Source organism: Aeromonas sp. FDAARGOS 1402, assembly GCF_019046925.1.
In the GTDB taxonomy this organism is placed as follows: domain Bacteria; phylum Pseudomonadota; class Gammaproteobacteria; order Enterobacterales; family Aeromonadaceae; genus Aeromonas; species Aeromonas caviae.
Genome location: NZ_CP077201.1, coordinates 2,399,171 through 2,422,182 on the forward strand (window position 1 = coordinate 2,399,171; position 23,012 = coordinate 2,422,182).

At 64.5% G+C, this 23,012-nt stretch carries 21 protein-coding genes; 19 read left to right on the forward strand and 2 right to left on the reverse strand.

The genetic code is table 11. From position 1 onward, the window contains the following. The first annotated feature begins 120 nt into the window (after positions 1 to 120). From I6L32_RS11500 to I6L32_RS11545, 10 genes are all read left to right on the forward strand, one after another. Positions 121 to 2,745 (forward strand): nitrate reductase, encoded by a 2,625-nt coding sequence (locus I6L32_RS11500; protein WP_216943904.1) that lies wholly within the window; start codon positions 121 to 123, stop codon positions 2,743 to 2,745. A 28-nt stretch (positions 2,746 to 2,773) separates the two neighbouring features. Further along, a complete protein-coding gene (gene cobA, locus I6L32_RS11505) occupies positions 2,774 to 3,532 on the forward strand; it encodes a uroporphyrinogen-III C-methyltransferase (RefSeq protein WP_216943905.1) in 759 nt (252 codons plus the stop codon). A 125-nt stretch (positions 3,533 to 3,657) separates the two neighbouring features. Then, the gene (locus I6L32_RS11510; RefSeq protein ID WP_010675452.1) at positions 3,658 to 4,242 is read left to right on the forward strand and encodes an ANTAR domain-containing response regulator; all 585 of its coding nucleotides are present in this window, start codon (positions 3,658 to 3,660) and stop codon (positions 4,240 to 4,242) included. A gap of 344 nt (positions 4,243 to 4,586) precedes the next feature. Beyond that, complete coding sequence (locus tag I6L32_RS11515) at positions 4,587 to 5,942, forward strand: CmpA/NrtA family ABC transporter substrate-binding protein (protein ID WP_223918120.1); 1,356 nt, start codon at positions 4,587 to 4,589, stop codon at positions 5,940 to 5,942. Between the two features lie 14 nt (positions 5,943 to 5,956). Continuing rightward, on the forward strand, positions 5,957 to 6,916 hold the full coding sequence (locus tag I6L32_RS11520) for an ABC transporter permease (RefSeq protein ID WP_052815472.1): 960 nt from the start codon (positions 5,957 to 5,959) through the stop codon (positions 6,914 to 6,916). A 31-nt stretch (positions 6,917 to 6,947) separates the two neighbouring features. Further along, positions 6,948 to 7,769: an ABC transporter ATP-binding protein gene (locus tag I6L32_RS11525; protein ID WP_010675449.1), complete on the forward strand. Its 822-nt coding sequence runs from the start codon at positions 6,948 to 6,950 to the stop codon at positions 7,767 to 7,769. Between the two features lie 26 nt (positions 7,770 to 7,795). Continuing rightward, positions 7,796 to 10,378, forward strand: coding sequence for a nitrite reductase large subunit NirB (gene nirB / locus I6L32_RS11530; RefSeq protein WP_216943906.1), 2,583 nt, complete (start codon positions 7,796 to 7,798; stop codon positions 10,376 to 10,378). Further along, the gene (gene nirD / locus I6L32_RS11535) at positions 10,375 to 10,779 is read left to right on the forward strand and encodes a nitrite reductase small subunit NirD (protein ID WP_223918118.1); all 405 of its coding nucleotides are present in this window, start codon (positions 10,375 to 10,377) and stop codon (positions 10,777 to 10,779) included. Before nirB ends, nirD begins: the two co-directional genes overlap by 4 nt. A gap of 144 nt (positions 10,780 to 10,923) precedes the next feature. Then, a complete protein-coding gene (locus I6L32_RS11540) occupies positions 10,924 to 12,015 on the forward strand; it encodes a PfkB family carbohydrate kinase (protein WP_216943907.1) in 1,092 nt (363 codons plus the stop codon). After that, entirely contained in the window at positions 12,009 to 12,917 is a 909-nt protein-coding gene (locus I6L32_RS11545; RefSeq protein ID WP_041215699.1) for a pseudouridine-5'-phosphate glycosidase, read from the forward strand. The genes I6L32_RS11540 and I6L32_RS11545 overlap by 7 nt, the downstream gene beginning before the upstream one ends. A 73-nt stretch (positions 12,918 to 12,990) precedes the next feature. On the opposite strand, the gene I6L32_RS11550 is transcribed toward I6L32_RS11545, so the two are convergent. After that, positions 12,991 to 13,716 (reverse strand): carbonic anhydrase, encoded by a 726-nt coding sequence (locus tag I6L32_RS11550; protein WP_102983966.1) that lies wholly within the window; start codon positions 13,714 to 13,716, stop codon positions 12,991 to 12,993. A 646-nt stretch (positions 13,717 to 14,362) separates the two neighbouring features. Here I6L32_RS11550 and I6L32_RS11555 point away from each other — a divergent pair. Together I6L32_RS11555 and I6L32_RS11560 are read left to right on the forward strand one after the other, a co-directional pair. Continuing rightward, on the forward strand, positions 14,363 to 15,118 hold the full coding sequence (locus tag I6L32_RS11555; RefSeq protein WP_201925278.1) for a DNA/RNA non-specific endonuclease: 756 nt from the start codon (positions 14,363 to 14,365) through the stop codon (positions 15,116 to 15,118). Between the two features lie 208 nt (positions 15,119 to 15,326). Further along, the gene (locus I6L32_RS11560; RefSeq protein ID WP_029314779.1) at positions 15,327 to 15,674 is read left to right on the forward strand and encodes a DUF2541 family protein; all 348 of its coding nucleotides are present in this window, start codon (positions 15,327 to 15,329) and stop codon (positions 15,672 to 15,674) included. 30 nt (positions 15,675 to 15,704) lie between these two features. On the opposite strand, the gene mog is transcribed toward I6L32_RS11560, so the two are convergent. Next, a complete protein-coding gene (mog, locus tag I6L32_RS11565; RefSeq protein WP_041212474.1) occupies positions 15,705 to 16,235 on the reverse strand; it encodes a molybdopterin adenylyltransferase in 531 nt (176 codons plus the stop codon). Between the two features lie 407 nt (positions 16,236 to 16,642). Between mog and I6L32_RS11570 the strand changes: the two genes are divergently transcribed. From I6L32_RS11570 to proX, 7 genes are all read left to right on the forward strand, one after another. Continuing rightward, complete coding sequence (locus I6L32_RS11570; RefSeq protein WP_010675440.1) at positions 16,643 to 16,981, forward strand: DUF3135 domain-containing protein; 339 nt, start codon at positions 16,643 to 16,645, stop codon at positions 16,979 to 16,981. Between the two features lie 232 nt (positions 16,982 to 17,213). Then, entirely contained in the window at positions 17,214 to 18,011 is a 798-nt protein-coding gene (locus I6L32_RS11575; protein ID WP_042014428.1) for a threonine/serine exporter ThrE family protein, read from the forward strand. A gap of 118 nt (positions 18,012 to 18,129) precedes the next feature. After that, positions 18,130 to 18,597 carry a threonine/serine exporter family protein gene (locus I6L32_RS11580; protein WP_010675437.1) on the forward strand — a complete coding sequence of 156 codons (468 nt, stop codon included), beginning with the start codon at positions 18,130 to 18,132 and terminating at the stop codon, positions 18,595 to 18,597. 23 nt (positions 18,598 to 18,620) lie between these two features. After that, on the forward strand, positions 18,621 to 19,112 hold the full coding sequence (gene folA / locus I6L32_RS11585) for a type 3 dihydrofolate reductase (protein ID WP_216943908.1): 492 nt from the start codon (positions 18,621 to 18,623) through the stop codon (positions 19,110 to 19,112). 472 nt (positions 19,113 to 19,584) lie between these two features. Beyond that, complete coding sequence (gene proV, locus I6L32_RS11590) at positions 19,585 to 20,781, forward strand: glycine betaine/L-proline ABC transporter ATP-binding protein ProV (protein ID WP_041212476.1); 1,197 nt, start codon at positions 19,585 to 19,587, stop codon at positions 20,779 to 20,781. Then, positions 20,778 to 21,926 (forward strand): glycine betaine/L-proline ABC transporter permease ProW, encoded by a 1,149-nt coding sequence (proW, locus tag I6L32_RS11595; RefSeq protein WP_128272953.1) that lies wholly within the window; start codon positions 20,778 to 20,780, stop codon positions 21,924 to 21,926. The genes proV and proW overlap by 4 nt, the downstream gene beginning before the upstream one ends. Continuing rightward, the gene (gene proX, locus I6L32_RS11600; protein ID WP_039040327.1) at positions 21,923 to 22,924 is read left to right on the forward strand and encodes a glycine betaine/L-proline ABC transporter substrate-binding protein ProX; all 1,002 of its coding nucleotides are present in this window, start codon (positions 21,923 to 21,925) and stop codon (positions 22,922 to 22,924) included. The genes proW and proX overlap by 4 nt, the downstream gene beginning before the upstream one ends. Positions 22,925 to 23,012 lie beyond the last annotated feature (88 nt).

Here is a 23,012-nt window from a genome sequence, read left to right on the forward strand (position 1 = left end):
TTTGCAGTCACTTCCCCATACAAGACGATGAGGCATCCGGACAAAGGCGTCCGTCCCCGCAGGGGGGCGGACGCTTTTTTTTATGGGCCCCTCGTCAGACACATGACAAGGAGCAAGGGAATGAAGACCACCTGTGCCTATTGCGGAGTGGGGTGCGGCATCCGGCTGAGCCGGGAGGGAGACAACTGGCAGTTGCAGGGGGATGAGCAGCATCCGGCCAATGGCGGCGCCCTGTGCGTCAAGGGGGCCAGCCTGCTGGAGAGCCTGGCCTTTCCCGACCGCCTGCTCTATCCGCGCTGGATGGGGCAGCGCATCGGCTGGGAGGAGGCCCTGGACACCCTGGCGGAGCGTTTTGCCGCCATCCTGGCCGAGTCCGGGCCGGATGCCATCGGCATCTATCTGTCGGGCCAGCTCACCACCGAGGATTACTACGTCGCCAACAAGCTGATGAAGGGGTATCTGGGCAGTGCCAACGTGGACACCAACTCCCGGCTCTGCATGTCGTCGGCGGTGGTGGCCCACCAGCGCGCCTTCGGGGAGGATCTGGTGCCCGCCTGTTACGAGGATCTCGAGCTCGCCGATCTGGTGGTGCTCACCGGTGCCAACACCGCCTGGACCCATCCCGTGCTGTTTCGCCGCCTGCAGCAGGCCAGGGCGCGGCGCCCCGAGCTCAAGCTGGTGGTGCTGGATCCCCGCCGCACCATGACGGCGGAGCAGGGGGATCTGCATCTGGCACTCAAACCCGGCAGCGACGTGACGCTCTGGAACGGCCTGTGCCGCTACCTGCTCGATGTCGATGGCTGGGACAAGGCCTATGTGGCGCAGCACGTGAGCGGCTTCGAGGCGTTGGCGGCGGCGCTGGACGATCCGGCCTGGCAGTTGGACGAGGTGGCCCGCAGCTGCGGCCTCTCCCGCAGCGATCTGATCGGTTTCTACCAGCTCTTTGCCCGTACCCCCAAGACCGTCACCCTGTTCTGCCAGGGGATCAACCAGTCCAACCAGGGAGTGGACAAGGCCAACGCCATCATCAACGCCCACCTGATGTGCGGTCGCATCGGCAAGCCGGGGGCGGCTCCCTTCTCCATGACGGGGCAACCCAACGCCATGGGAGGGCGCGAGGTGGGAGGGCTCGCGACCCAGCTCGCCGCCCACATGGGCTTTGGCGAGGCCGAGTGCGATCGGGTACAGCGCTTCTGGGGAAGCCCGACCATGGTGCGCGGGCCGGGGCACAAGGCCGTCGAGCTGTTCGAGGCGGTGCACCGGGGGGAGATCCGCGCGCTCTGGGTGCTCGGCACCAACCCGGCGGTCTCCCTGCCGGACGGCAACCGGGTGCGCGAGGCCCTGAGCCGCTGCGAGCTGCTGGTGGTCTCCGAGGTGACGGCCAACACCGACACGGCGCGCCTCGCCCACCTGCTGTTGCCTGCCGCCGCCTGGGGAGAGAAGAGCGGCACCGTCACCAACTCCGAGCGCACCATCAGCCGCCAGCGCGCCTTCCTGCCCCTGCCGGGGGAGGCCAGGCCCGACTGGTGGGCCCTGACCCGGCTCGCCCGTCGGCTCGGTTTTGGTGAGGGGTTCGCCTATGAGCACGAGCACGAGATCTTCTGCGAGCATGCCGCCCTCTCCGGGTTTGAGAACGACGGATCCCGCCAGTTCGACATCTCCGGGCTGGCGGGTCTCACCCGTGCCGAATTCGAGGTGTTGGAACCCTTGAGCTGGCCCGTCAACGCCGACTGGCCCCAGGGGAGGGCCCGCCTGTTCGAGGACGGGCGCTTTGCCACCCCGGATGGCCGGGCCCGCCTGCTGCCCCTGGCCCAGCGCTTCCCCGAGCAGCCAGAAACGCCCCCGCTTGCAGGGGCTGTCTCCCTGCTCCTCAACAGTGGCCGCCTGCGGGATCAGTGGCACACCATGACCCGCACCGGCCATGTGCCCCGGTTGCAGGAGGCCGAGCCCTGGCCCAGGGTGCGGATGGGGGCCGCCAGCCTGCTGGCGCTTGGCGTGAAGGAGGGGGACCTGGTGCGCCTTTGCAACGGGCTTGGGGAGGCGCTGCTGCTGGTGGGGCTGGATGAGGGGCTCAGGGAGGGGGAGGCCTTCCTGCCCATGCACTGGACCGACAGCCAGTGCAGCCAGGGAGCGGTCAACCGCCTCATCGCCCCCGTGGTGGATCCCCTTTCCGGCCAGCCGATGTTCAAACAGGGGTGGGTGCAGGCCAGGGCGCAGCCCACCCGCTGGCAAGGGATCTGGTGTAGCCGTGGTGAGTGGCGCGAGCCGGTGGACTGGTGGGCCAGGCGTCCCCTGCCCGAGGGGAACTGCACCCTGCTGGCCTCCTGGTCAGAGAGCACAGAGAGCCTGTGGCAACGGCTGGGGGCCGAGGGGCACTGGCTCAGGCTGCCCATGAAGGAGGGGTGGCTGGCCGTGGCCCTGGCCGGAGATCGCATCGAGGGCATCTTGCTGGTGGGGGCGCGGCGCCCGGACATCAAGGTCGACCTGCTGGCCAGTCTGCTCGGCACGCCGCTCCAGGCGGGGGCCCTGAGCCAGACCCTGAGCCAGGCCCTGGCCGGGGAGAGCCGGCTGGTCTGCTCCTGCCTGCGGGTCTCGGAGCAGCGCATCGTCGATGCCATCACCCGGCAGGGGGTGAGCGAGTTGGCGGGGCTGCAGGCCCTGCTCGGCTGTGGCAGCAACTGCGGCACCTGTCTGCCCGAAATCGACAAGCTGTTGATCAAACATGTTTTCCTGGCATCCGCTTAGTGCGGTGCCAGGACACAAGGAGCCTGAGATGAGCCAAATCAGTCTGGTGGGAGCGGGCCCCGGGCCCCTCGAATTGTTGACCCTGCGCGCCCTGCACCGTCTGGAGGCGGCAGAGGTCGTGGTCTATGACCGCCTGGTGGGGAGCGAGATCCTGGCCCGCATTCCCCACGGGGCGGCCCGCTTCGACGTGGGCAAACGCTGTGGTGAACCGAGCCCGACCCAGGAGGAGATCAACGCCCTGCTGCTGGCCCTGGCCCGCACGGGCAAGCGGGTGGTGCGCCTCAAGGGAGGGGATCCCCTGGTGTTCGGGCGCGGTGGCGAGGAGGCGCTGCACCTGGCCCGGCACGGCATTGAGGCCGAGCTGGTGCCGGGGATCACGGCGGCCCTGGGGTGCGCCGCCAGCAGCTTCATTCCCCTGACCCACAGGGGGCTGGCCCGCTCCCTGACCCTGGTGACGGGGCACCTGATGGACGAGCGCGACTATCAGGGCTGGCAGGGGTTGACCCGGGCGGGCCACACCCTGGTGTTCTACATGGGGCTGGAGCGGGCGGCCCGCATTCGGGAAGGGATGTTGAGGGCGGGGGCTCCGGGCGCGCTGCCGGTGGCCCTGGTGGTGGCTGGCTGCAGCCCCCGCCAGCAGGTGCACGAGGCCACGCTCGATGGCCTGGAGCAGGCCGCCCGTGCCCTGCTGGGCCAGAGCCCGGTGCTGATCATCATGGGGGAGGTGGTGCGGCTGCGCGCCGAGCTGCAGGGGCTGCTGACGGAGGCCCAGGAACGGGTCGCCTGAGGGGCGATTTTCCCTCTACCCCCACTACCTCCTGATAGATAAAAAGGAGGTAGATTCAAAGAGTTGGCCTTCATGTTGCGGCATTTTCGCCAGACAGAACGCGATCGTCGCCGGCAAGGAGCGCCATGACCACTTTTTCCACCCGGGGCCAGGACGGCCCCGCTTCCCGGCTGTTGATCCACGCCGATGACCCGGGCCAGGCGAACCGCCTGGCCCTGCTGGTCAGTCACTACGGCCATCAGCCCGGGATCCTCGATACCCGCCAGTTGCTGACTCCGACGCAGAGGGGGGATGCCCTGCTCGTCAGTTGCCGCCAGTTCAGCGCCGAGGTACGCCTTGGCCTCTCCCTTTGGCCCGACATGCCGCGGCTCTTGTTCTGCGAGCGGCTGGGGGGCGATACCCAGCTCGCCCTGTTGCAGCAGGGGGTGTTGCTGGTGCCCCACCCTTGCGGCGAGCGTGAGCCGGTGGAGCAGTGGCTGCGCCTGGCCCGCAGTCAGCTCGCCATGGTGCAGGCCCTGATGCAGACCGAGAGCGAGCTACGCCAGAAGCTGGAGGATAGGCGGCTCATCGAGCAGGCCAAGGGACGCCTGATGCGCCATCAGGGGTTGGACGAGGACGAGGCCTATCGCCTGATGCGCAGCACCGCCATGAGCCGTCACCTGAGCCTGGGGGAGCTGGCGCGGCAACTGCTGCAGGCTTTGCCCGCCTGAGCGCTCCAGTGGCCAACCGTTTTGGTGCAACTGCGCCTAATTGAGGCAAATTTGAGGGAGGATCAGGGCACCACAGGCCGCAAAGGGCCGCCTGATGCACCCTGGACGAGCTGGCACGGAAAGTGAATAACAAAAACACGATAGCAATGAAGTAACGATGCGCAGTGAGGGGCCGGTCAGGCCACTCACCCGCAACAGGGCAAAGAAGCCCCGCCGATCCCGGATCGGCGGGGCTTTTTTTTGGTCGCGACGCACCTTGGGTCGCAGCGCTGCAACGAGGTGGCACTGCGATTCCAGGCAGCCTGGCGCCATGGCCCTGACCCGGAACCGAGGGAGGAGATGCAATGAACGGACGACAAGGATGTGCGGGGCTGCTGCTGGCGGCGTTGTCGCTGCCGGTGCTGGCACTGGGAGCCCCGGAGCAGGAGGAGCTCAGGCTCGGCTTCATCAAGCTGACCGACATGGCGCCGCTGGCGGTGGCCTACGAGCGGGGCTATTTCGAGGATGAGGGACTCTACGTCACCCTCGAAGCCCAGGCGAACTGGAAGATCCTGCTGGATCGGGTGATAGACGGCGAGCTGGACGGTGCCCAGATGCTGGCGGGCCAGCCCCTGGCGGCCCACATCGGCATCGGCACCCAGGCCGAGCTGGTGACGGCGTTTGCCATGGATCTCAACGGCAACGCCATCACGGTGGCCAACAGCGTCTGGGCCGCCATGGCGCCCCAGTTGCCCAGGCCGCAGGCGGGCCAGGTGCCGCCCCCGGTGAGCGCCGCCGCCCTCAAGCCCGTGGTGGCGGAGTATCGCAAGGGGGGCAAGCCCTTCAACATGGGGATGGTCTTCCCCGTCTCCCCCCACAACTACGAGCTGAGGTACTGGCTGGCGGCAGGTGGCCTGCATCCCGGTTTCTATGCGCCCAAGCTTGGGGACAACTCGGGCCAGCGCCAGGCGGACGTGCTGCTGTCGGTGACGCCGCCCCCCCAGATGCCCGCCACCCTGGAGGCGGGCACCATCGCCGGCTACAGCGTGGGGGAGCCCTGGAACCAGCAGGCGGTCGCCAGGGGCATAGGGGTGCCCGTCATCACGGATAACGAGATCTGGCGCAACAACCCGGAGAAGGTGTTCGGCGTCACCCGGCAGTGGGCCGAGCGTCACCCCAACACCCATGTGCGGCTGGTGAAGGCGCTGCTGCGGGCGGCCTGGTGGCTGGATGCAGACGACAACGGCAACCGGCGCGCGGCGGCCAAGCTGCTGGCCAAACCCGAGTACGTGGGGGCGGACGAGCAGGTGATCGCGAGCTCCATGACGGGCACTTTCGAGTACGCCAGGGGGGACAAGCGCCAGGTGCCGGATTTCAACGTCTTCTTCCGCCACCACGCCACTTATCCCTACTACTCCGACGCCATCTGGTACCTGACCCAGATGCGGCGCTGGGGCCAGATCCCCGAGGCCAGGCCGGACGCCTGGTTCGAGCAGGTGGCCAAGGCCGTCTATCAACCGGATGTCTATCGCCAGGCCGCCGAGGCCCTCATCGCCGAGGGCAAGCTCAAGGCCAGTGACTTCCCCGACTTTGCCAGCGAGCAGGGCTATCGCGGCCCCCAGGATGGCTTCATCGACGGCCTCATCTACGACGGCCGCCACCCCAACGCCTACCTGCAACAGTTCGCCATCGGCCTCAAGGGCGATGAGCGGGTGCAATGAGCAAGGAGATCCCGATGAAACGACACACATGGCCCCTCATCCATTTAAAAGCCATCAACTGGAAAATCATGGTGCAGCCCCTGCTCGGCGTGCTGCTCTTCCTCGGCCTCTGGCAGTGGGGGGCGAGCCAGGTGCAGACCAGTCTGGGCACCCTGCCGGGGCCGCTCGCCACCGCCAGCCAGCTCTGGTCCCTCGGGCAGGAGCATCTGCAGGAGCGGGAGAAGGCGGCGGCCTTCCTCGAACGCCAGCAGGTGCGCAATGCGGCAAGGCTGGCGGCGGATCCGGCGGCCGAGGTGAAGCTGCGTCCCTACACAGGACGCCCCACCTTCTTCGATCAGATAGCCACCAGCCTGCTCACCGTGCTGTGCGGCTTCGCGCTGGCGACCCTGATCGCCATTCCGTGCGGGGTGCTGCTCGGCATGAATCAGGGGCTCTATCGCGCCGCCAACCCGGTGATCCAGCTGCTCAAGCCGGTGTCGCCGCTGGCCTGGCTGCCCCTCATCACGCTAGTGGTGAGCGCCCTCTACGCCAATCCCGCCCCCTGGCTTGCCAAGTCCTTCCTCACCTCGGCCCTGACGGTGACCCTCTGCTCCCTCTGGCCGACCCTGATCAACACGGCGGTGGGGGTGGCGGGGCTGGATGGGGATCTGCACAACGTCAGCCGGGTGCTGCGCCTCTCCTTTGTGACCCATGTGCGGCGCATCGTGCTGCCCGGGGCCCTGCCCATGATCTTCACCGGGCTGCGGCTCTCCCTGGGGGTGGCCTGGATGGTGCTGATCGCGGCGGAGATGCTGGCCCAGAACCCGGGGCTCGGCAAGTTCGTGTGGGACGAGTTCCAGAGCGGCGGCTCTGCGTCTCTGGCCCGCATCATGGTGGCGGTGATCACCATAGGCCTCATCGGCTGCGCCCTGGACAGGGGCATGCTGGCCCTGCAGCAGTGGTTGTCCTGGGACAAGCGCCAGGTGCTGCGTTAATCACATTTCTATTCAGGCAGGAGAAGAGCCAATGAAGAGTTATCTGGAAATAAGCGACGTCGGCATCTCGTTCGAGACGGAGCAGGGCAGCTTCGAGGCCTTGAGCCGGGTCAACCTGCGCATCGAGAAGGGGGAGTTCGTCTCCCTCATCGGTCACTCGGGCTGCGGCAAGAGCACCGTCCTCAACCTGGTGGCCGGGCTGCTGGAGCCGACCCTGGGGGGCATCATTCTCGATGGTCGCGAGGTGGCGGGGCCGGGGCCCGAGCGGGCCATGGTGTTCCAGAACCACGCCCTGCTGCCCTGGCTCAGCGTCCAGCAGAACGTGGCGCTGGCGGTGGCCCAGGTGGAGTCTGACAAGCGGGCGGTGGCGGAGCGGGTGGACTACTACCTCTCCCTGGTGCAGATGGATCACGCCAGCCAGAAGATGCCCCACGAGCTGTCGGGGGGGATGAAGCAGCGGGTCGGCATTGCCCGCGCCCTCTCGCTCTCCCCCAAGGTGCTGCTGATGGACGAGCCGTTCGGCGCCCTCGATGCCCTGACCCGGGCCCATCTGCAGGATGCTCTGATGGCGATCCAGGCGGAGCTTGGCAACACCGTCATCATGATCACCCACGACGTGGACGAGGCGGTGCTGCTCTCTGATCGCATCGTCATGATGACCAATGGCCCCAGCGCTACCGTCGGGGAGATCCTGACCGTGGACCTGCCAAGGCCCAGAGACAGGGTCGCCCTGGCGGACGATCCCCACTACCACAAGCTGCGTCAGCAGGTGCTGCGCTTCCTCTACGAGAAGCAGCGCAAGGTGACCCCCCTCAAGGCAGCCGGGCAGGTGCGCAGCAAGCTGCGCGCCTGAGCCCGCCGGATTCAAGGAAGAGAGACATGACTGACAAAGAGCAACAGTGGGTGACAGGGGGCGGCATGGACCTGCTCGGTCGCCAGAACAGTGGTTCCGCCGACACGGCCGACAAGCAACGGCTGCTGGTGGTGGGCAACGGTATGGTGGGTCATCACTTCGTCGAGCAGCTGGTGGCGGCGGGCGGCCTCGAGCGGTTCGAGGTGACGGTATTTGGCGCCGAGCCGGACCCCGCCTACGACAGGGTGCATCTGTCCGAGGTATTCGGCGGCAAGGCGCCCCAGGCCCTGCGCATGGCGGATCCCGCCTGGTATGAAGAGAGCGGCATAACGCTGCGACTGGGGGCCGAGGTGGAGGTGCTCGACCGGGCGGCCCGCACCCTGACGCTGGCCAACGGCGAGCAGTTCCCTTACGACCGTCTGGTGCTGGCGACCGGCTCTGTCCCCTTCGTGCCCCCCATCCCCGGTCATCAGCGGGAGGGCTGCTTCGTCTATCGCACCCTGGGGGATCTCGCTGCCATCCGCGATGCCTGCGCCCAGGCCCGCAGCGGCGTGGTCATCGGTGGCGGCCTGCTGGGGCTGGAGGCGGCCAACGCCCTGCGCCTGCTCGGCCTCAAGACCCAGGTGGTGGAGTTCGCCCCCAGGCTGATGCCAGTGCAGCTCGACGAGAGCGGCGGCGCCGTGCTACGGGACAAGATCCAGGCCCTCGGGGTCGAGGTGCTGGTGGAGAAAGCCACCGAGTGCATCGAGCAGGGGGAGCAGGCCCGTCATCGCCTGCGCTTCAAGGACGGCACTCACATTGAGACCGACGTGCTGCTGTTCTCCGCCGGTATTCGACCCGCCGACACCCTGGCCCGGCAATCCGGGCTGGAGGTCGGGGAGCGCGGCGGCATCTGCATCGACGACGGCTGCCACAGTTCGGATCCCGCCATCCTCGCCATCGGCGAGTGCGCGCTCTGGCAGGGGCGCATCTTCGGCCTGGTGGCTCCCGGCTACCAGATGGCCCGGGCCGCAGTGGCCAGTCTGTGCGGCGGCGAGATCCGCTTTATCGGGGCCGACATGTCCACCAAGCTCAAGCTGATGGGGGTGGACGTGGGCTCCATCGGCGATGCCCACGCCAACACCGCCGGCGCCCAGGAGTTGCTGCTGCTGGACAGGGTCAACGGCATCTACAAGAAGCTGGTGACCGACGGCGAGGGCAATCGCCTGCTCGGCGCCATCCTGGTGGGGGACGGGGCCGATTATGAGCGGCTGCTGCAGTACTACCAGAACGGGGTGGCGCTGCCCCAGCCGCCGCTCTCCCTGCTGGTGGGGGAGGTCGGGGCCGCCCCCGCGCCCCTGGTGCTGCCGGACAGCGCCATCCTCTGCTCCTGCCACAACGTCAGCAAGGGGGACGTGGTGGCCGCCGTTCGGGCGGGCAATCACGAGCTGTCGGCGGTGAAGAGCTGCACCAAGGCCGGCACGGGTTGCGGCGGTTGCAGCAACCTGCTCAAGCAAGTGGTGGATCAGACCCTGGCGGATCTTGGCGTCGAGGCGGACAAGGGGTTGTGCGAGCACTTCGCCTACGGCCGTCAGGAGCTCTATCACCTGGCCCGGGTGGGCGAGCTGAAGAGCTTCGAGGCGCTGCGGGACAAGCACGGCCAGGGGCTGGGGTGCGACATCTGCAAGCCGACGGTGGCCTCCATCCTGGCGTCCCTCTGGAACGAGCACGTGCTGGAGAAGCCCCACCGCGCGTTGCAGGATACCAACGACGCCTTCCTCGCCAACCTGCAAAAGGACGGCACCTATTCGGTGGTGCCGCGTATCCCGGGGGGGGAGATCACCCCGGAGGGGCTCATCACCATCGGCGAAGTGGCGCGCAAGTACGGCCTCTACACCAAGATCACCGGCGGCCAGCGCATCGATCTCTTCGGCGCCCGGGTCGACCAGCTGCCCGCCATCTGGGGCGAGCTGGTGGCGGCGGGCTTCGAGACCGGTCAGGCCTACGGCAAGTCGGTGCGCACCGTGAAGTCCTGTGTGGGCTCCACCTGGTGTCGTTACGGGGTGCAGGACTCCATGACCCTGACCCAGACCCTGGAGCACCGCTACAAGGGGCTGCGGGCGCCACACAAGCTGAAGTTTGCGGTCTCCGGCTGCACCCGGGAGTGCGCCGAGGCCCAGAGCAAGGACATCGGCGTCATCGCCACCGAGCGGGGCTGGAACCTCTATGTGTGCGGCAACGGCGGCATGCGGCCGCGCCACGCCGACCTGTTCGCCACGGATCTCGACGAGCAGACCCTGATCCGCTACATCGACCGGCTGCTGATGTTCTACGTGCGCACCGGGGACAGGCTGCAACGCACCTCGGTCTGGATGGAGAACATGGAAGGGGGGCTCGACTATCTCAGGTCGGTGATCATCGAGGACAGGCTCGGCATCGGTGCCGAGCTGGAGGCCATGATGGAGGGGATCGTCGGCACCTGGCAGTGCGAGTGGAAGAGCACATTGGCGGATCCGGACAAGCTCAAGTTGTTCGAGGCCTTCGTCAACCGGCCCGAAGACGAGACGCCGCCGCGCCGTGAGGAGCGGGGGCAATGGGTGCCGGATATCGCTATCAAGGAGGTGGTATGAGCGGGGGCAACGGGTTGCACGCCCGCCATCAGTATCAAGGAGGTGGTATGAAGGATGACAAGGACGATGCACAGCTCTGCGGGCAGTGGCACCGGGTGTGCGAGCTGGCGGCGCTGCCGGAGCAGGCCGGGCGCAGCGCCTGGCTGGAGGGGCGGGTACTGGCGCTGTTTCGCCTCGGGGAGCATGTCTATGCCCTGGACGGGGTGGACCCCCTGGCCGGCGTTGCGGTGCTGGGGCGTGGCCTGGTGGGGGATGCGGGGGGGGAACCCGTGGTGGCCTCGCCGCTGTACAAGCAGCGCTACGCCCTGATGGACGGTCGCTGTCTGGACGATCCTGCCCTGAGCGTCGCCTGCTGGCCGGTGCGGCTGGAGGGGAGCGAGGTCTGGGTACAGCTGGGGTGAGTGGCCCATCTGAAAACCATGTTGTGATCGCCGGGCACTGCCCGGTGATTTTTTGTGCGCGACCCGACATTTCTTGTACGAGAGGATGGCGGGGAAACGTTTTTCGGAAATAATAGACAAACGTTTGCAACTGGATGTTTGTCTATGACGGAACGTGAGCAAGAGATCCTCGCCCTGCTGCGCCAGGATCCCATGATTGCCCAGCAGGAGCTGGCGGACAGGCTCGGCATCAGCCGCTCCGCGCTGGCGAGCCACATCTCCAGCCTGATGCGCCAGGGCTATGTGCAGGGGCGCGGCTATGTGCTGCGCGAAGGCCCCTACGCCGTGGTGATCGGCGGCGCCAACATGGATATCTGTGGCTGCAGCCACGACAACCTGCGCATCGGCGATTCCAACCCGGGCCGGGTACGCACCTCAGCCGGCGGGGTAGGGCGCAACATCGCCGAGAACCTGGCGCGCCTTGGTACCGACACCCGGCTGTTGACTGCGGTGGGCAACGATCAATACGGCCACCACCTGCTGGAGGTGAGCCAGCGCGCCGGGGTCGACGTGCGCCAGGTACTGGTACTGGACGGCCAGGCCACTTCCTGTTACCTCAGCCTGCACGATGGCAGCGGCGAAATGAGCTGCGCCGTCAACGACATGGGGATCATCGACCAGCTCACCCCGGCCCGGCTCACCCCCCTGAGCGGTTTTCTCGGTGCGGCCCGGCTCTGGGTGCTCGACACCAACCTCGCCACCCACACCCTGGACTGGCTGTTCGAGCGCCAGGGGGAGCACATCATCTTCGTGGACACCGTGTCGGTGGCCAAGGTGGAGAAGATCCGCCCCTGGCTGCACCGCATCCACACCCTCAAACCCAATCGCACCGAGGCGGAGCAGCTGTGCGGCTTCACCATCGGGGGGCCCGACACCTGGCCCATGGCAGCGGCCTGGTTCCACCGCGCCGGGGTGCAGCGGCTCTTCCTGAGCCTCGGCGATCAGGGGATCTTCTATAGCGACGGGGCCTGCCAAGGCCATCTGCCCGTGCTCGGCAGCCCGGTCGTCAACGTGACCGGCGGCGGCGATGCCTTCATGGCAGGGCTGGCCCACGCCTGGTTGCAGGAGCAGGGCATCATGGAGACAACCCGGTTCGCCCTCGGTTGCGCCGCCCTCACCGTCAATTGTTCCGATACCGTCTTTTCCGGCCTATCCAAGGCCGCTGTTGAACGCATGCTGGAGGAGTACCCATGTTGAACGCTTACCTCGATATCCAACCTGAAGTTGCCGCCGCGCTGGCCGCCGGCAAGCCGGTGGTGGCCCTGGAGTCCACCATCATCTCCCACGGCATGCCCTATCCGCAGAACGTGGAGACGGCGCGCCAGGTGGAGCAGGTGGTGCGGGACAACGGCGCCGTGCCGGCCACCATCGCCATCATCGATGGCCGCCTCAAGGTGGGGCTGGATGCAGGGGCGCTGGAGGCGCTGGGCCGGGCCGGCCACGCCGCCACCAAGTGCAGCCGCCGCGACATCCCCTTCGTGCTGGCCAACAAGGGGTTGGGGGCGACCACGGTGGCCTCCACCATGATCATTGCCGCCATGGCCGGGATCCGGGTGTTCGCCACCGGCGGCATCGGCGGCGTGCATCGCGGCGCCCAGGAGACCTTTGACATCTCGGCGGATCTGCAGGAATTTGCCCAGACCCCGGTGGCCGTGGTCTGCGCTGGTGCCAAGTCGATCCTCGACATCGGTCTGACCCTGGAGTACCTGGAGACCCAGGGGGTGCCGGTGATCGGCTACCAGACCGAGGAGCTGCCCGCCTTCTACACACGCGAGAGCGGCTTCAAGGTGGATTACCGGCTCGAGAGCCCGGCGGCCATCGCCGAGGCGCTGCGCCTCAAGTGGGAGCTGGGGCTGGCGGGCGGCGCCGTGGTGGCGAACCCCATTCCGACCCAGTTTGCCATGGCCAAGGCCGACATCGACGCCGCCATTGCCCAGGCACTGCGAGAGGCGGACGAGCAGGGGGTGAAGGGCAAGGAGTCCACCCCCTTCCTGCTGGCCCGGGTGTGCGAACTGACCGGCGGCAACTCCCTGGCGGCCAATATCCAGTTGGTGCTGAACAACGCCGCGCTGGGGGCGCGCATCGCTGCCAGCCTGTAAACACCTTTGCGAAAGATGCAAAAGAGGGCCAATAGGCCCTCTTTTTATTGCGTGAATCGGTGAGATAACCCCCTTATTCCAGCACCAGTCGCCCGTTGAGAGGTTGGACGGGGCGGTTGTTGGGGTGGTGCATCACCGCCTTGAAGGCATCGATCTGGGCCTGGCTGGCCTGGACCGGCTCCTTCATCACCAGCCAGCGCACTCCTTCCGAGCAGGGTGGGGTGGTCAGGGACCCGCTGAAGCGGTAGTAGTCGTGCTGGGCGGGCAGCAGTTGCTCTGCCGAGATGGGTTCCTTGAAGGCATGGATCTCCCCCGCCTTGGCTGGCAACACCTGCCAGGCCTGGCTCAGGGCCCCATTGGCCTGGCCCTGCTCGAACATCACGGCGACCACCGCCAGCTCCCCCTTGTCATTGGCATGGACCAGGTGACCCTCCAGGGGGTAGGACCTGCCTTCGATGAGGTTTTCGCTGGGGGCGTGGAAGTGGAACTGCTTGAGCTCGAAGTGCATGCCGTCGAGCTCAAGGGTGCTGCCGGGGGCATAGTTGACCTGCACCGTGTGGCCGTTGTTGACCAGCGTCTTGCCACCCGCCTGATAGTGGAACTGCAGGGGGGCCAGATCGGCCTTCACCAGACCCGAGAGGTTGACCGGCGACTGGTTGCTGCCGGCACACTGGCCATATTCCGGGGTCAGGCTGGCCCATTTCGCCGGGCCGGCCTCGCCGCTGTATTCCCAGTGTGTGGTGGCGGCAAAGGCGGCAGGGCAGAGCAGCAGGGCGCCAGCCAGCAGGGACTTTTTCATCATGCATCCTTATCCTGATTGAAAAGCACGGCCATTCCTGGCCTTCCGGCAGGAAGGCCTCATCAATGGCATCGTTGGAAACGCAGGGTACGCGGTGCCTGACCGGATTAATTGTTATGAAAGGTCTGTCGTCATCGTTATTTGAAGCGTGGCATGAGGCGGCGCCATGATGTATTCCGGCAACGGGGCCCGCTTATTCATGAAGGAGAAATCCTGCGGGCATTTTCGCAATGAACGGCCCCCCTTTCATGGCGTCCCAAATAGATGACGGGCTGATTCTAGAGGGCTTTTCATGGCTCCGTTTGATCTCGAGCAAACAAGCGCGGACTAATTATCGGGCTTGAGGATCCCTTATTTCGCTGGGATTTGTTCGATATTCCCTGACCCGGTCAGGGGCGTGCGTGGCGGGAGCTGGGCGCTGTGCTGACAGTGTGCCTCGGTGTTGACCCCTTATCCCTCTGATAGTGCAGGAGAAATTCCCCCCTCATCACAGTGACGGCGGGATGGCAATCCCCCGGTTGGCGGCGCCTTGTTTGCGGTTTTGCCGTCCTCTTCACATTTCCGGATTGCTCGCTATTTGTGCGATTGCCTTACTCATCCGACCTGGTGTCAAATCACTCCGCCTAACACAAGGAGTGGCATAATAATGAATAATATCAATAAATTAGTTCTGGCTATCGGATTCACTCTCACCACCTTCCCGAGCCTGGCGGCGGGATTCCAGTGCGGGGAGCACGTTACCCTAGGGGTACCCGGTCAATCCAGTCAGCTGTTGTGCCGGGAGGGCTATGCCGCCGGGTACAACTACGACACCAAGGTCTCTGACTGGGTCTCTTACCGGATGACGGCCGCCAGCGCCCAGGGTCAGGTGCCGCGCAAGGATGCCTTCGCCGAGGACAAGGAGGTGCCGGTGCAGTTTCGCGCCACCCTGTCGGACTACAAGGGCTCCGGTTATGACCGCGGCCACCAGGCACCGGCGGCGGACATGCGCTCCACCACCAACACCATGAAGCAGAGCTTCCTGCTCACCAACATGACCCCGCAACTGCCGGCGCTCAACCAGGGGGCCTGGCGCATCCTGGAGGAGAAGACCCGGCAGTGGGCCATCACCTACAAGAGCGTGCAGGTGATCACCGGCCCCATCTTCACCCACTCCGATGGCGCCATCGGCAACGGCGTGACCGTGCCCCACGCCTACTACCGGGTGGTGATGGATCTGGCGGGCAAGCGGGCCATCGCCTTCATCCTGCCGCAAGAGAACGTCTCGGCCAGTCGGCTGGCGGACTATGTGGTGACGGTGGATGAGGTGGAGGAGCAGACCGGACTCGACTTCTTCACCGAGCTGCCTGACGAGGAGGAAGAGGCCATGGAGTCGCGGCTGTCGGCCATGTGGGGCGGTTAGCGCGTCCGGCAGGGGTAACGGGGGCCCAGGCCCCCGTTACCCACACGGGCCTCCGGCCATTGTCATGGCCCCTGGTACAGGGCCAGTACAGCTTGGGTCTGGCATCGGGTCCTTATCATGACTCCTTTTTTCAGGAGGCATCATGTCAGCGCTGTTTTCCCTTCACTCCTCGTCCACTCTTGCCCGCGCGTTGCGCATCTGCGTACCCATGGCGCTGCTGGGGGCTGCTGTTCCCCCGGCCATGGCCGACGAGGATATCCGCTTGGGGCAGACCATTCTGCTCGGGGTCGGCGATCATCCCGCCATCATTCCCATGCTCGCCTGCCGGCCGACCAAATCCATCATGGTCAAGGCAGGGCGGGAGTTGACCCTGGAGCGGGTCAAGGTGTTCTACGGCAACGATCGCAGCAAGACCCTCTATTTCGACAAGGTGTTGAGAGAGGATCAGGAGTCGGGGTGGCAATCCCTCGGCAGCCGACTCTGCATCAAGCGCATCGAGGTGTACGGCAATTCGGAAGGGAGCAGGGCGGGGGTCAAGGTGTACGGGCGCAAATGAGCAAAGGGCGGGGAAATCCCCGCCCAGTGCTTATTTCTTCGGGCGGAACGGTTTGATGATGGCCTCGTCGCACTCGAGATAGGGCCCTTCCATCAGGTCGATGCAGTAGGGAATGGCGGGGAAGACCGCATCCAGGCACTCGCGGATCGATTTGGGCTTGCCCGGCAGGTTGACGATGAGCGAGCTGCCGCGCAGGCCGGCGGTCTGGCGCGACAGGATGGCGGTCGGCACGAACTTGAGGGACTCGGCCCGCATCAGCTCGCCAAAGCCCGGCATCATGCGATCGCACACCGCCTCGGTGGCCTCCGGGGTCACATCCCGCCTGGCCGGCCCTGTGCCCCCCGTGGTAACGACAAGGCAGCACTGCTCATCGTCCACCAGCCGAACCAGGGTCGCCTCAATCTGATCCTGCTCGTCGGGGATCACCTGATAGACGGGCTCCCATTCCGAGGTCAGGTAGGCGTTCAGGGTGTCGATGATGGCCTTGCCGGAGAGATCTTCGTAGATGCCTGCACTGGCGCGATCGCTGACGGTGACGATACCGATTCTTGCCTTGCTCATGGTCTGCCCTTGGTTGCCGCAATAAAGTGGTAAATAAAATAACATAATCAGTGAGATATGTTAAACCGCCGGATGAGGCAACGGGAGGGCATCGAGTCAGGGAGAGAGTCGAATGAAAAACAATTTTGAGAAAAGTTCCTTAATAAGGCATAAGGCCGAGAAAAATGACGCTGAAATTTTATAAAAAAACTGACGCAGGCCGGATTCGGTTAATTTCATGAATCATAAGGAATAAATGATTTTTTCCGCCAACGATGCGCAATTCGTGCCAAAAACCGGACTCCTGTGGCTCGGCGGTGAATGACCCAAAATCGCCACCATCCTATATAACCTTCCCTAGGGACAGTGAAATAGTGATGTGCCCGGCGTCGTTCCATTCCATGGGCGAGGTCCGGCCAGGAGGGTATATGGAGCTGCCTGATTTCGATACCCTGAAGTACTGGGCGCTGGCCGAGCCGGAGCGACTCGACGCGCTGCTGCACCAGCAGATAGAGACCCTGATCGCCCAGGTGGGGCCAGAGCGGCAACGTCGGTTGCGAGGTCTGCAATTTCGCATCGACTGCCAGCGCCGCCTGGCCAGAAACAACCTCGACAGCTGCATCCGGATAGCCAACATGATGCATGACTCCGTCTACGCCATGCGCCAGCACATTCTGGATCTGCAGAACGAATCTTGTCAGGAAATGGCAGAGCCCCCGCTGCCGGATAATGTGATAGCGTTTTCCAGTTATCTGAAACGGAAATAATTCACGGCCCTGTTCAAGATATAAAAAAACAGGGTGTTTATTAATTTGTTTCACCCCTTCCCAAACAAGTTGTTAAGCAAGTTGGGTGAATTGTTTTTTATTTGCTGCAAATATTACCCGGGCGGCTGAATAATAGTGACCAGTGCCCGCAGTCCGATAGAGATGGATGAAGGTGTATTTATTTTGGGGTAATATCCAGACACATTTCATCTTGCTATGACTCAAAGGGATCATGAGAAGCATCACACCAGGAAGGGTGCTGTCGCGAGAGCAGCAGACGGAGATCACCCGGATCATCGTCAAGGCGGGCCAGATGCTGGCCCAGTTTGGGGCGGAGAGCCGCATCATCGAGCAGACCACGGTCCGCCTGGGCATGGCGCTCGGGCTGGAGAGCGTCGAGATGGCCATCTCTTCCAGCGCCATCGTCCTCACCAGTCTCTACCAGGGCAGTTGCGTCACCACCACCCGCCGGGTGCGGGAGCACGGCATCAACATGCAGGTGGTGTGCGAAATCCAGCGCATCTGCATCATGACGGAAAAGTCGCTTATCGGTGCGCGCGAGGTACGTCAGCGCCTCGAGGCCATCACGCCGTTCCACTATCACCCCTGGCTGGTGGTGCCCATGGTGGGGCTCTCCTGCGGAGCCTTCAGCCTGCTGTTTGGTGGTGACTGGCCCATCTTCCTGGTGACCTGCTGCTCGGCCTCGGTCGCCATGCGGGTGCGCCAGCTCATTGCCCGCCATCACCACAGCCCCCTCATCAACTTTGCCGCCACCGGTTTTATCGCCACCCTGCTCGCCTCCAGCGCCACTTTCTTCGGCTGGGGCGAACAACCCTATCTCGCCATGGCCGCCAGCGTGTTGCTGCTGGTGCCGGGGTTCCCGCTCATCAATGCGGTCTCCGACATGGTGAAGGGTTACTTCAACATGGGGCTGGCCCGCTGGGGCACGGCGACACTGCTGACCATCAGCGCAGCCATAGGGATCATTCTCGCCATGTCGGTGACGGGTATCTGGGGGTGGAAAGTATGAAGATCTTTGACGTTGTATCGACCCTGTTGATCGGGGCAAACCGGCTATCCATCAGCGCGCGGAACCATATCGGGATCATGCTCGCCATGTCGGTGACCGGTATCTGGGGGTGGAAGGTATGATGGAACTGCTCTGGTTGCTGGCCAAGGATGCCTTCTGGTCGGCCATTCCGGCGGTGGGCTTTGCCATGCTGTTCAACGTGCCGCCACGGATGCTCAAATATTGCGCCATGGGGGGCGCGTTGGCCCATAGCCTGCGTACCCTGCTCATCCACTACGGCATGCCCATCGAGTGGGCCACCCTGGCAGCGGCGACCACGGTCGGCTTTGTCTGTGTCTACTGGTCGCGCCGCCTGCTGGCACCACGCCCGGTGTTCAGCGTCGCCTCCATCATCCCCATGATCCCGGGCAGCTATGCGTTCAAGACCATGATCGCCATCGTCGAGCTCAATATCTCCGGGGTGACCATGGAGCTGCTTCAGAGCGCGGTGGAGAACGGCCTCAAGGCGCTCTTTATCGTGGGGGCCCTGAGTTTCGGTTTGGCGATCCCCTCTCTGGTCGTGTACCGTAACCGCCCCATTATCTGACGACGGTGCGAGAGGTTGACCCCATGATGATTTCCATGATTGCCGCCATGGCCCAGGACAGGGTGATCGGCCTGGACAACCAGATGCCCTGGCATCTGCCGGCGGATCTGGCCCACTTCAAGCGGGTGACCCTGGGCAAGCCGGTGTTGATGGGGCGCAAGACCTTTGAATCCATCGGACGACCGCTGCCCGGGCGCCGCAATCTGGTGATCAGCCGCAACCCCGACTACCGGGCCGACGGCGTGGAGGTTATCGACTCGGTGGAGGCCGCACTGGCCCTGCTGGCGGATAGTGACGTCGCGGAGCTGATGGTGATCGGGGGGGGGCATCTCTACGGCCAGCTGCTGCCACGGGCCGACAGGCTCTATCTGACCCGCATCGATCTGGCGGTGGAGGGGGATACCCGCTTCCCGGCCTTCGATGAGAACGATTGGTCGTGCATCGAGCGCGAGTCCCATCAGCCTGACGAGAAGAACCCCCATCCCTACTGTTTCGAGACCTGGCAGCGGCGCTGAGCCCTCTGATGCCATGAAGAGCCCCTTGCGACAGCCGGGGGCTTTTTTGTGCCCTGTTACTGCAAAGAGAAGGGGGCTGAACCGGCATGGCTGAAGCTGCCTGAAGCAACATCCGGAATGCGTGACACTAAAATGATTAGTGGTGTAATCAATAAACCATTCATCGCTCCGATGGGCGCCGTCGTCCCACCCTCTCTTTTCGCCTGCTGCTAACGCCTTTTAATCATTAATGAAATGTGCTGCAAGTGCATCGATACTGTGGCGACCCTGTCTGTTATAGGCGTTTTTATCGTGATTTAATAGATTTTTATGAATGAAAATAACCAATAAAAATCAATGACTTAAATTTAATCCTTTTAAGGTGGCTTCAATTGGTTCTTTTGTTTGGGTGTGAAATTGCTTAGTGTTAAAAGTAATTGGCTCACGTTCGACGGTTTGCCAGGCAAGGCGTCGGCCAAGAAAAAAGGACAATATGACAGTCAAACTCGAGGTCAAATCCCTCTACAAAATCTTCGGCGATCAGCCGGATAAAGCGTTCAAATTGCTGGCGAAAGGGCATGATCGCGCCAGCATCCTGAAAAAGACCGGACAGACCCTGGGGGTCCAGGATGTCAATCTGGCCATCAACGAAGGGGAGATCTTCGTGGTGATGGGCCTCTCCGGCTCGGGCAAGTCCACCCTGGTGCGTCTTTTCAACCGGCTGATCGAGCCGACCCGCGGCCAGGTGCTGATCGATGGCGAGGACATCGCCGCCATCTCGGAGCGCGAACTGCGGCAGGTGCGTCGCAAGAAAATCAGCATGGTATTCCAGTCCTTCGCCCTGATGCCGCACCTGAGTGTGCTGGAAAATACCGCCTTCGGGCTGGAGCTGGCCGGTGTACCGCTGGCGGAGCGCCAGCAGAGCGCCCGTCAGGCGCTCCATCAGGTGGGGCTGGGACAGTGGATAGAGGCTTATCCGGATGCCCTCTCCGGCGGCATGAAGCAGCGGGTCGGGCTGGCCCGGGCCCTTGCCAATGACCCCGACATCCTGCTGATGGACGAAGCTTTCTCCGCGCTGGATCCCCTGATCCGCACCGAGATGCAGGACGAGCTGCTCAAGCTGCAGGCCAGTCAGCAGCGCACCATCGTCTTTATCTCCCACGATCTGGACGAGGCGATGCGTATCGGCGATCGCATCGCCATCATGCAGGATGGCCAGCTGGTGCAAGTGGGCACCCCGGACGAGATCCTGAACCAGCCCGCCAACGACTATGTGCGCGCCTTCTTTCGCGGGGTGGATCTGGCCCATGTGTTCAGCGCCCGCGACGTGGCCAGCCGCAAGCAGGTGCCTCTCATCAAGAAACACACCACCGACGGGCCGGGCAACGCCCTGCGCCAGCTCAAGGAGCTTGAGCGGGAGTTCGGTTACGTGGTGGATCGCAGCCGTCGCTTCCTCGGGGTCGTCTCGGTGGAGTCGCTCGGTCAGGCGGTAAGGGCCAAAGGCAGCCTGGAGCAGGCGTTGCTGGCGGACATTCAGCCCATTCTGGCGGACACCGCCCTCAATGAACTGATAAGCCAGGTGGCGGCCGCTCCCTGTCAGGTGCCCGTGGTCGAGGAGGATGGCACTTACCTCGGCCTCATCTCCAAGGCCAATCTGCTCAACACCCTGGACAGGAGTACCCCGGCATGAAGCTGATGAATCCCCATTTCTTGCTGAGCGGGCTGCTGGCCCTGGTGCTGCTGGCGAGCCCTTCTCTGCGGGCCGATGAGGTGGCGGCAGACCCCTGGAGCGCGCCTGCGTCCACCGAGGTGTCCGATCCCTGGGGCAGTACCGACACCCTGGCCACCGACTGGCAGAACCAGATCGAAGCCGCCGACACCACAACCGCCATCGACTGGCTGGATCCTTTCCAGCAGGCGCTGGTGCCGCTGGATACCTGGGTGGAAGGGGGCATCGGCTGGCTGGTGGAGAACCTGCGGCCGCTGTTCCAGCTGATCCGCGCACCGGTGGAGCTGACCCTGAACGCCATGACCCATCTGCTGCAGACGGTGCCCTCCACCCTGATGATGGGGCTCCTGGCCCTGCTTGCCTGGCAACTGGTGAACGGCCGCATGGCGCTCGGCACGCTCGTATCTCTTGTGGGGATCGGGCTCATCGGGGCCTGGTCCGATGCCATGGTGACCCTGTCCCTGGTGCTGACCTCGCTGTTCTTCTGTGTGCTGCTGGGGTTGCCCACCGGCATCCTGCTGGCCCGCAGCGAGCGGCTCTCCACCTGGACCCGGCCGCTGCTGGATGCCATGCAGACCACCCCGGCATTCGTCTACCTCATCCCCATCGTGATGCTGTTTGGCATCGGCAACGTGCCCGGGGTGGTGGTGACCGTCATCTTCGCCCTGCCGCCCATGATCCGGCTCACCATGCTGGGCATTCGCCAGGTGCCCACGGATCTGGTGGAGGCGGCCCACTCGTTCGGTGCCAGCCCCTCCCAGTTGCTGTTCAAGGTTCAGCTGCCGCTCGCCATGCCCACCATCATGGCCGGGGTCAACCAGACCCTGATGCTGGCGCTCTCCATGGTGGTGATCGCCTCCATGATCGCGGTGGGGGGCCTCGGCCAGATGGTGCTGCGCGGCATCGGCCGGCTCGACATGGGGCTCGCCTCCATCGGCGGCCTCGGCATCGTGCTGCTGGCCATCGTGCTCGACCGCCTCACCCAGGCGATGGGGCAACCGGATCGCACCCGTACCGGTCGCTGGTATCAGCATGGCCCCGCCGCCCTGCTGCTGCGCCTGGCCGGCCGTGACAAGAAAATCGATTACAAAGGAGTAAACGCATGAGACCGATCACCAAAGGATTGACCCTGGGCACATTGCTGCTGAGTGCCCAACTGCTGAGCCCGCTCGCCATGGCCAGCGCCGAGTTGCCGGGGGAGGGGGTTCGCGTTCAGCCCCTGCAGAGCTCCTTGCCGGAAGAGGCCTTCCAGAGCCTGCTGGTGAGCAAGCTGATGGCGCGTCTGGGTTACGATGTCCAGCCCGCCCAGGAGGTGGACTACAACGTGGCTTATGCCTCGGTGGCCCAGGGAGACGGCACCTTCCTCGCGTTCAACTGGGTGCCGCTGCAGGACAACAAGTACGAGCAGGCGGGGGGCGACAAGGTGTTCTTCCGTGAGGGCACCTATGTGGCCGGTGCCGCCCAGGGGTACCTCATCGACAAGAAGACCGCGACCCAATACGGCATCACCAACCTGGGCCAGCTCAAGGATCCCGAGGTGGCGGCGCTGTTTGACGGGGATGGCGACGGCAAGGCCGACCTCATCGGTTGCAACCCCGGCTGGGGCTGCGAGGGGGCGATCAACCATCACCTCGATGCCTTTGGTCTGACCCCCACGGTGGCCCACAAGCAGGGCAACTACGCGGCGCTGATCGCCGATACCCTGGCTCGCTACCAGGCCGGCAAGCCGGTGCTCTATTACACCTGGACCCCCTACTGGCTCAGCAGCGAGCTGGTGCCGGGCAAGGATGTGGTGTGGCTGGAAGTCCCCGCCGACGCCCCGGATGCGGCCAAGACCCGCTTGCCGAACGGCAAGAACTACGGCTTTGCGGTGAACACCATGCACATCGTTGCCAACAAGCGGTTTGCCGAGGCCAATCCGGCCGCCGCCAAGCTCTTCTCCATCGTCAAGCTGCCGCTCAATGACATCAACGTGCAGAACGGCCTGATGAACAAGGGGCAGAACAAGCCGGCGGACGTGGAGCGTCATGCCGACGCCTGGCTCAAGGGTCACGAGGCACTGGTGAACGACTGGCTGAATCAGGCGCGCGCTGCCGCCATGTAATGAAGGGCGTTACATCACCCTTTTGCGCAAAGAAAAACGCCCGGCAGTTGCCGGGCGTTTTTTTGTGGGCGGGCGCAGCACATGGCCG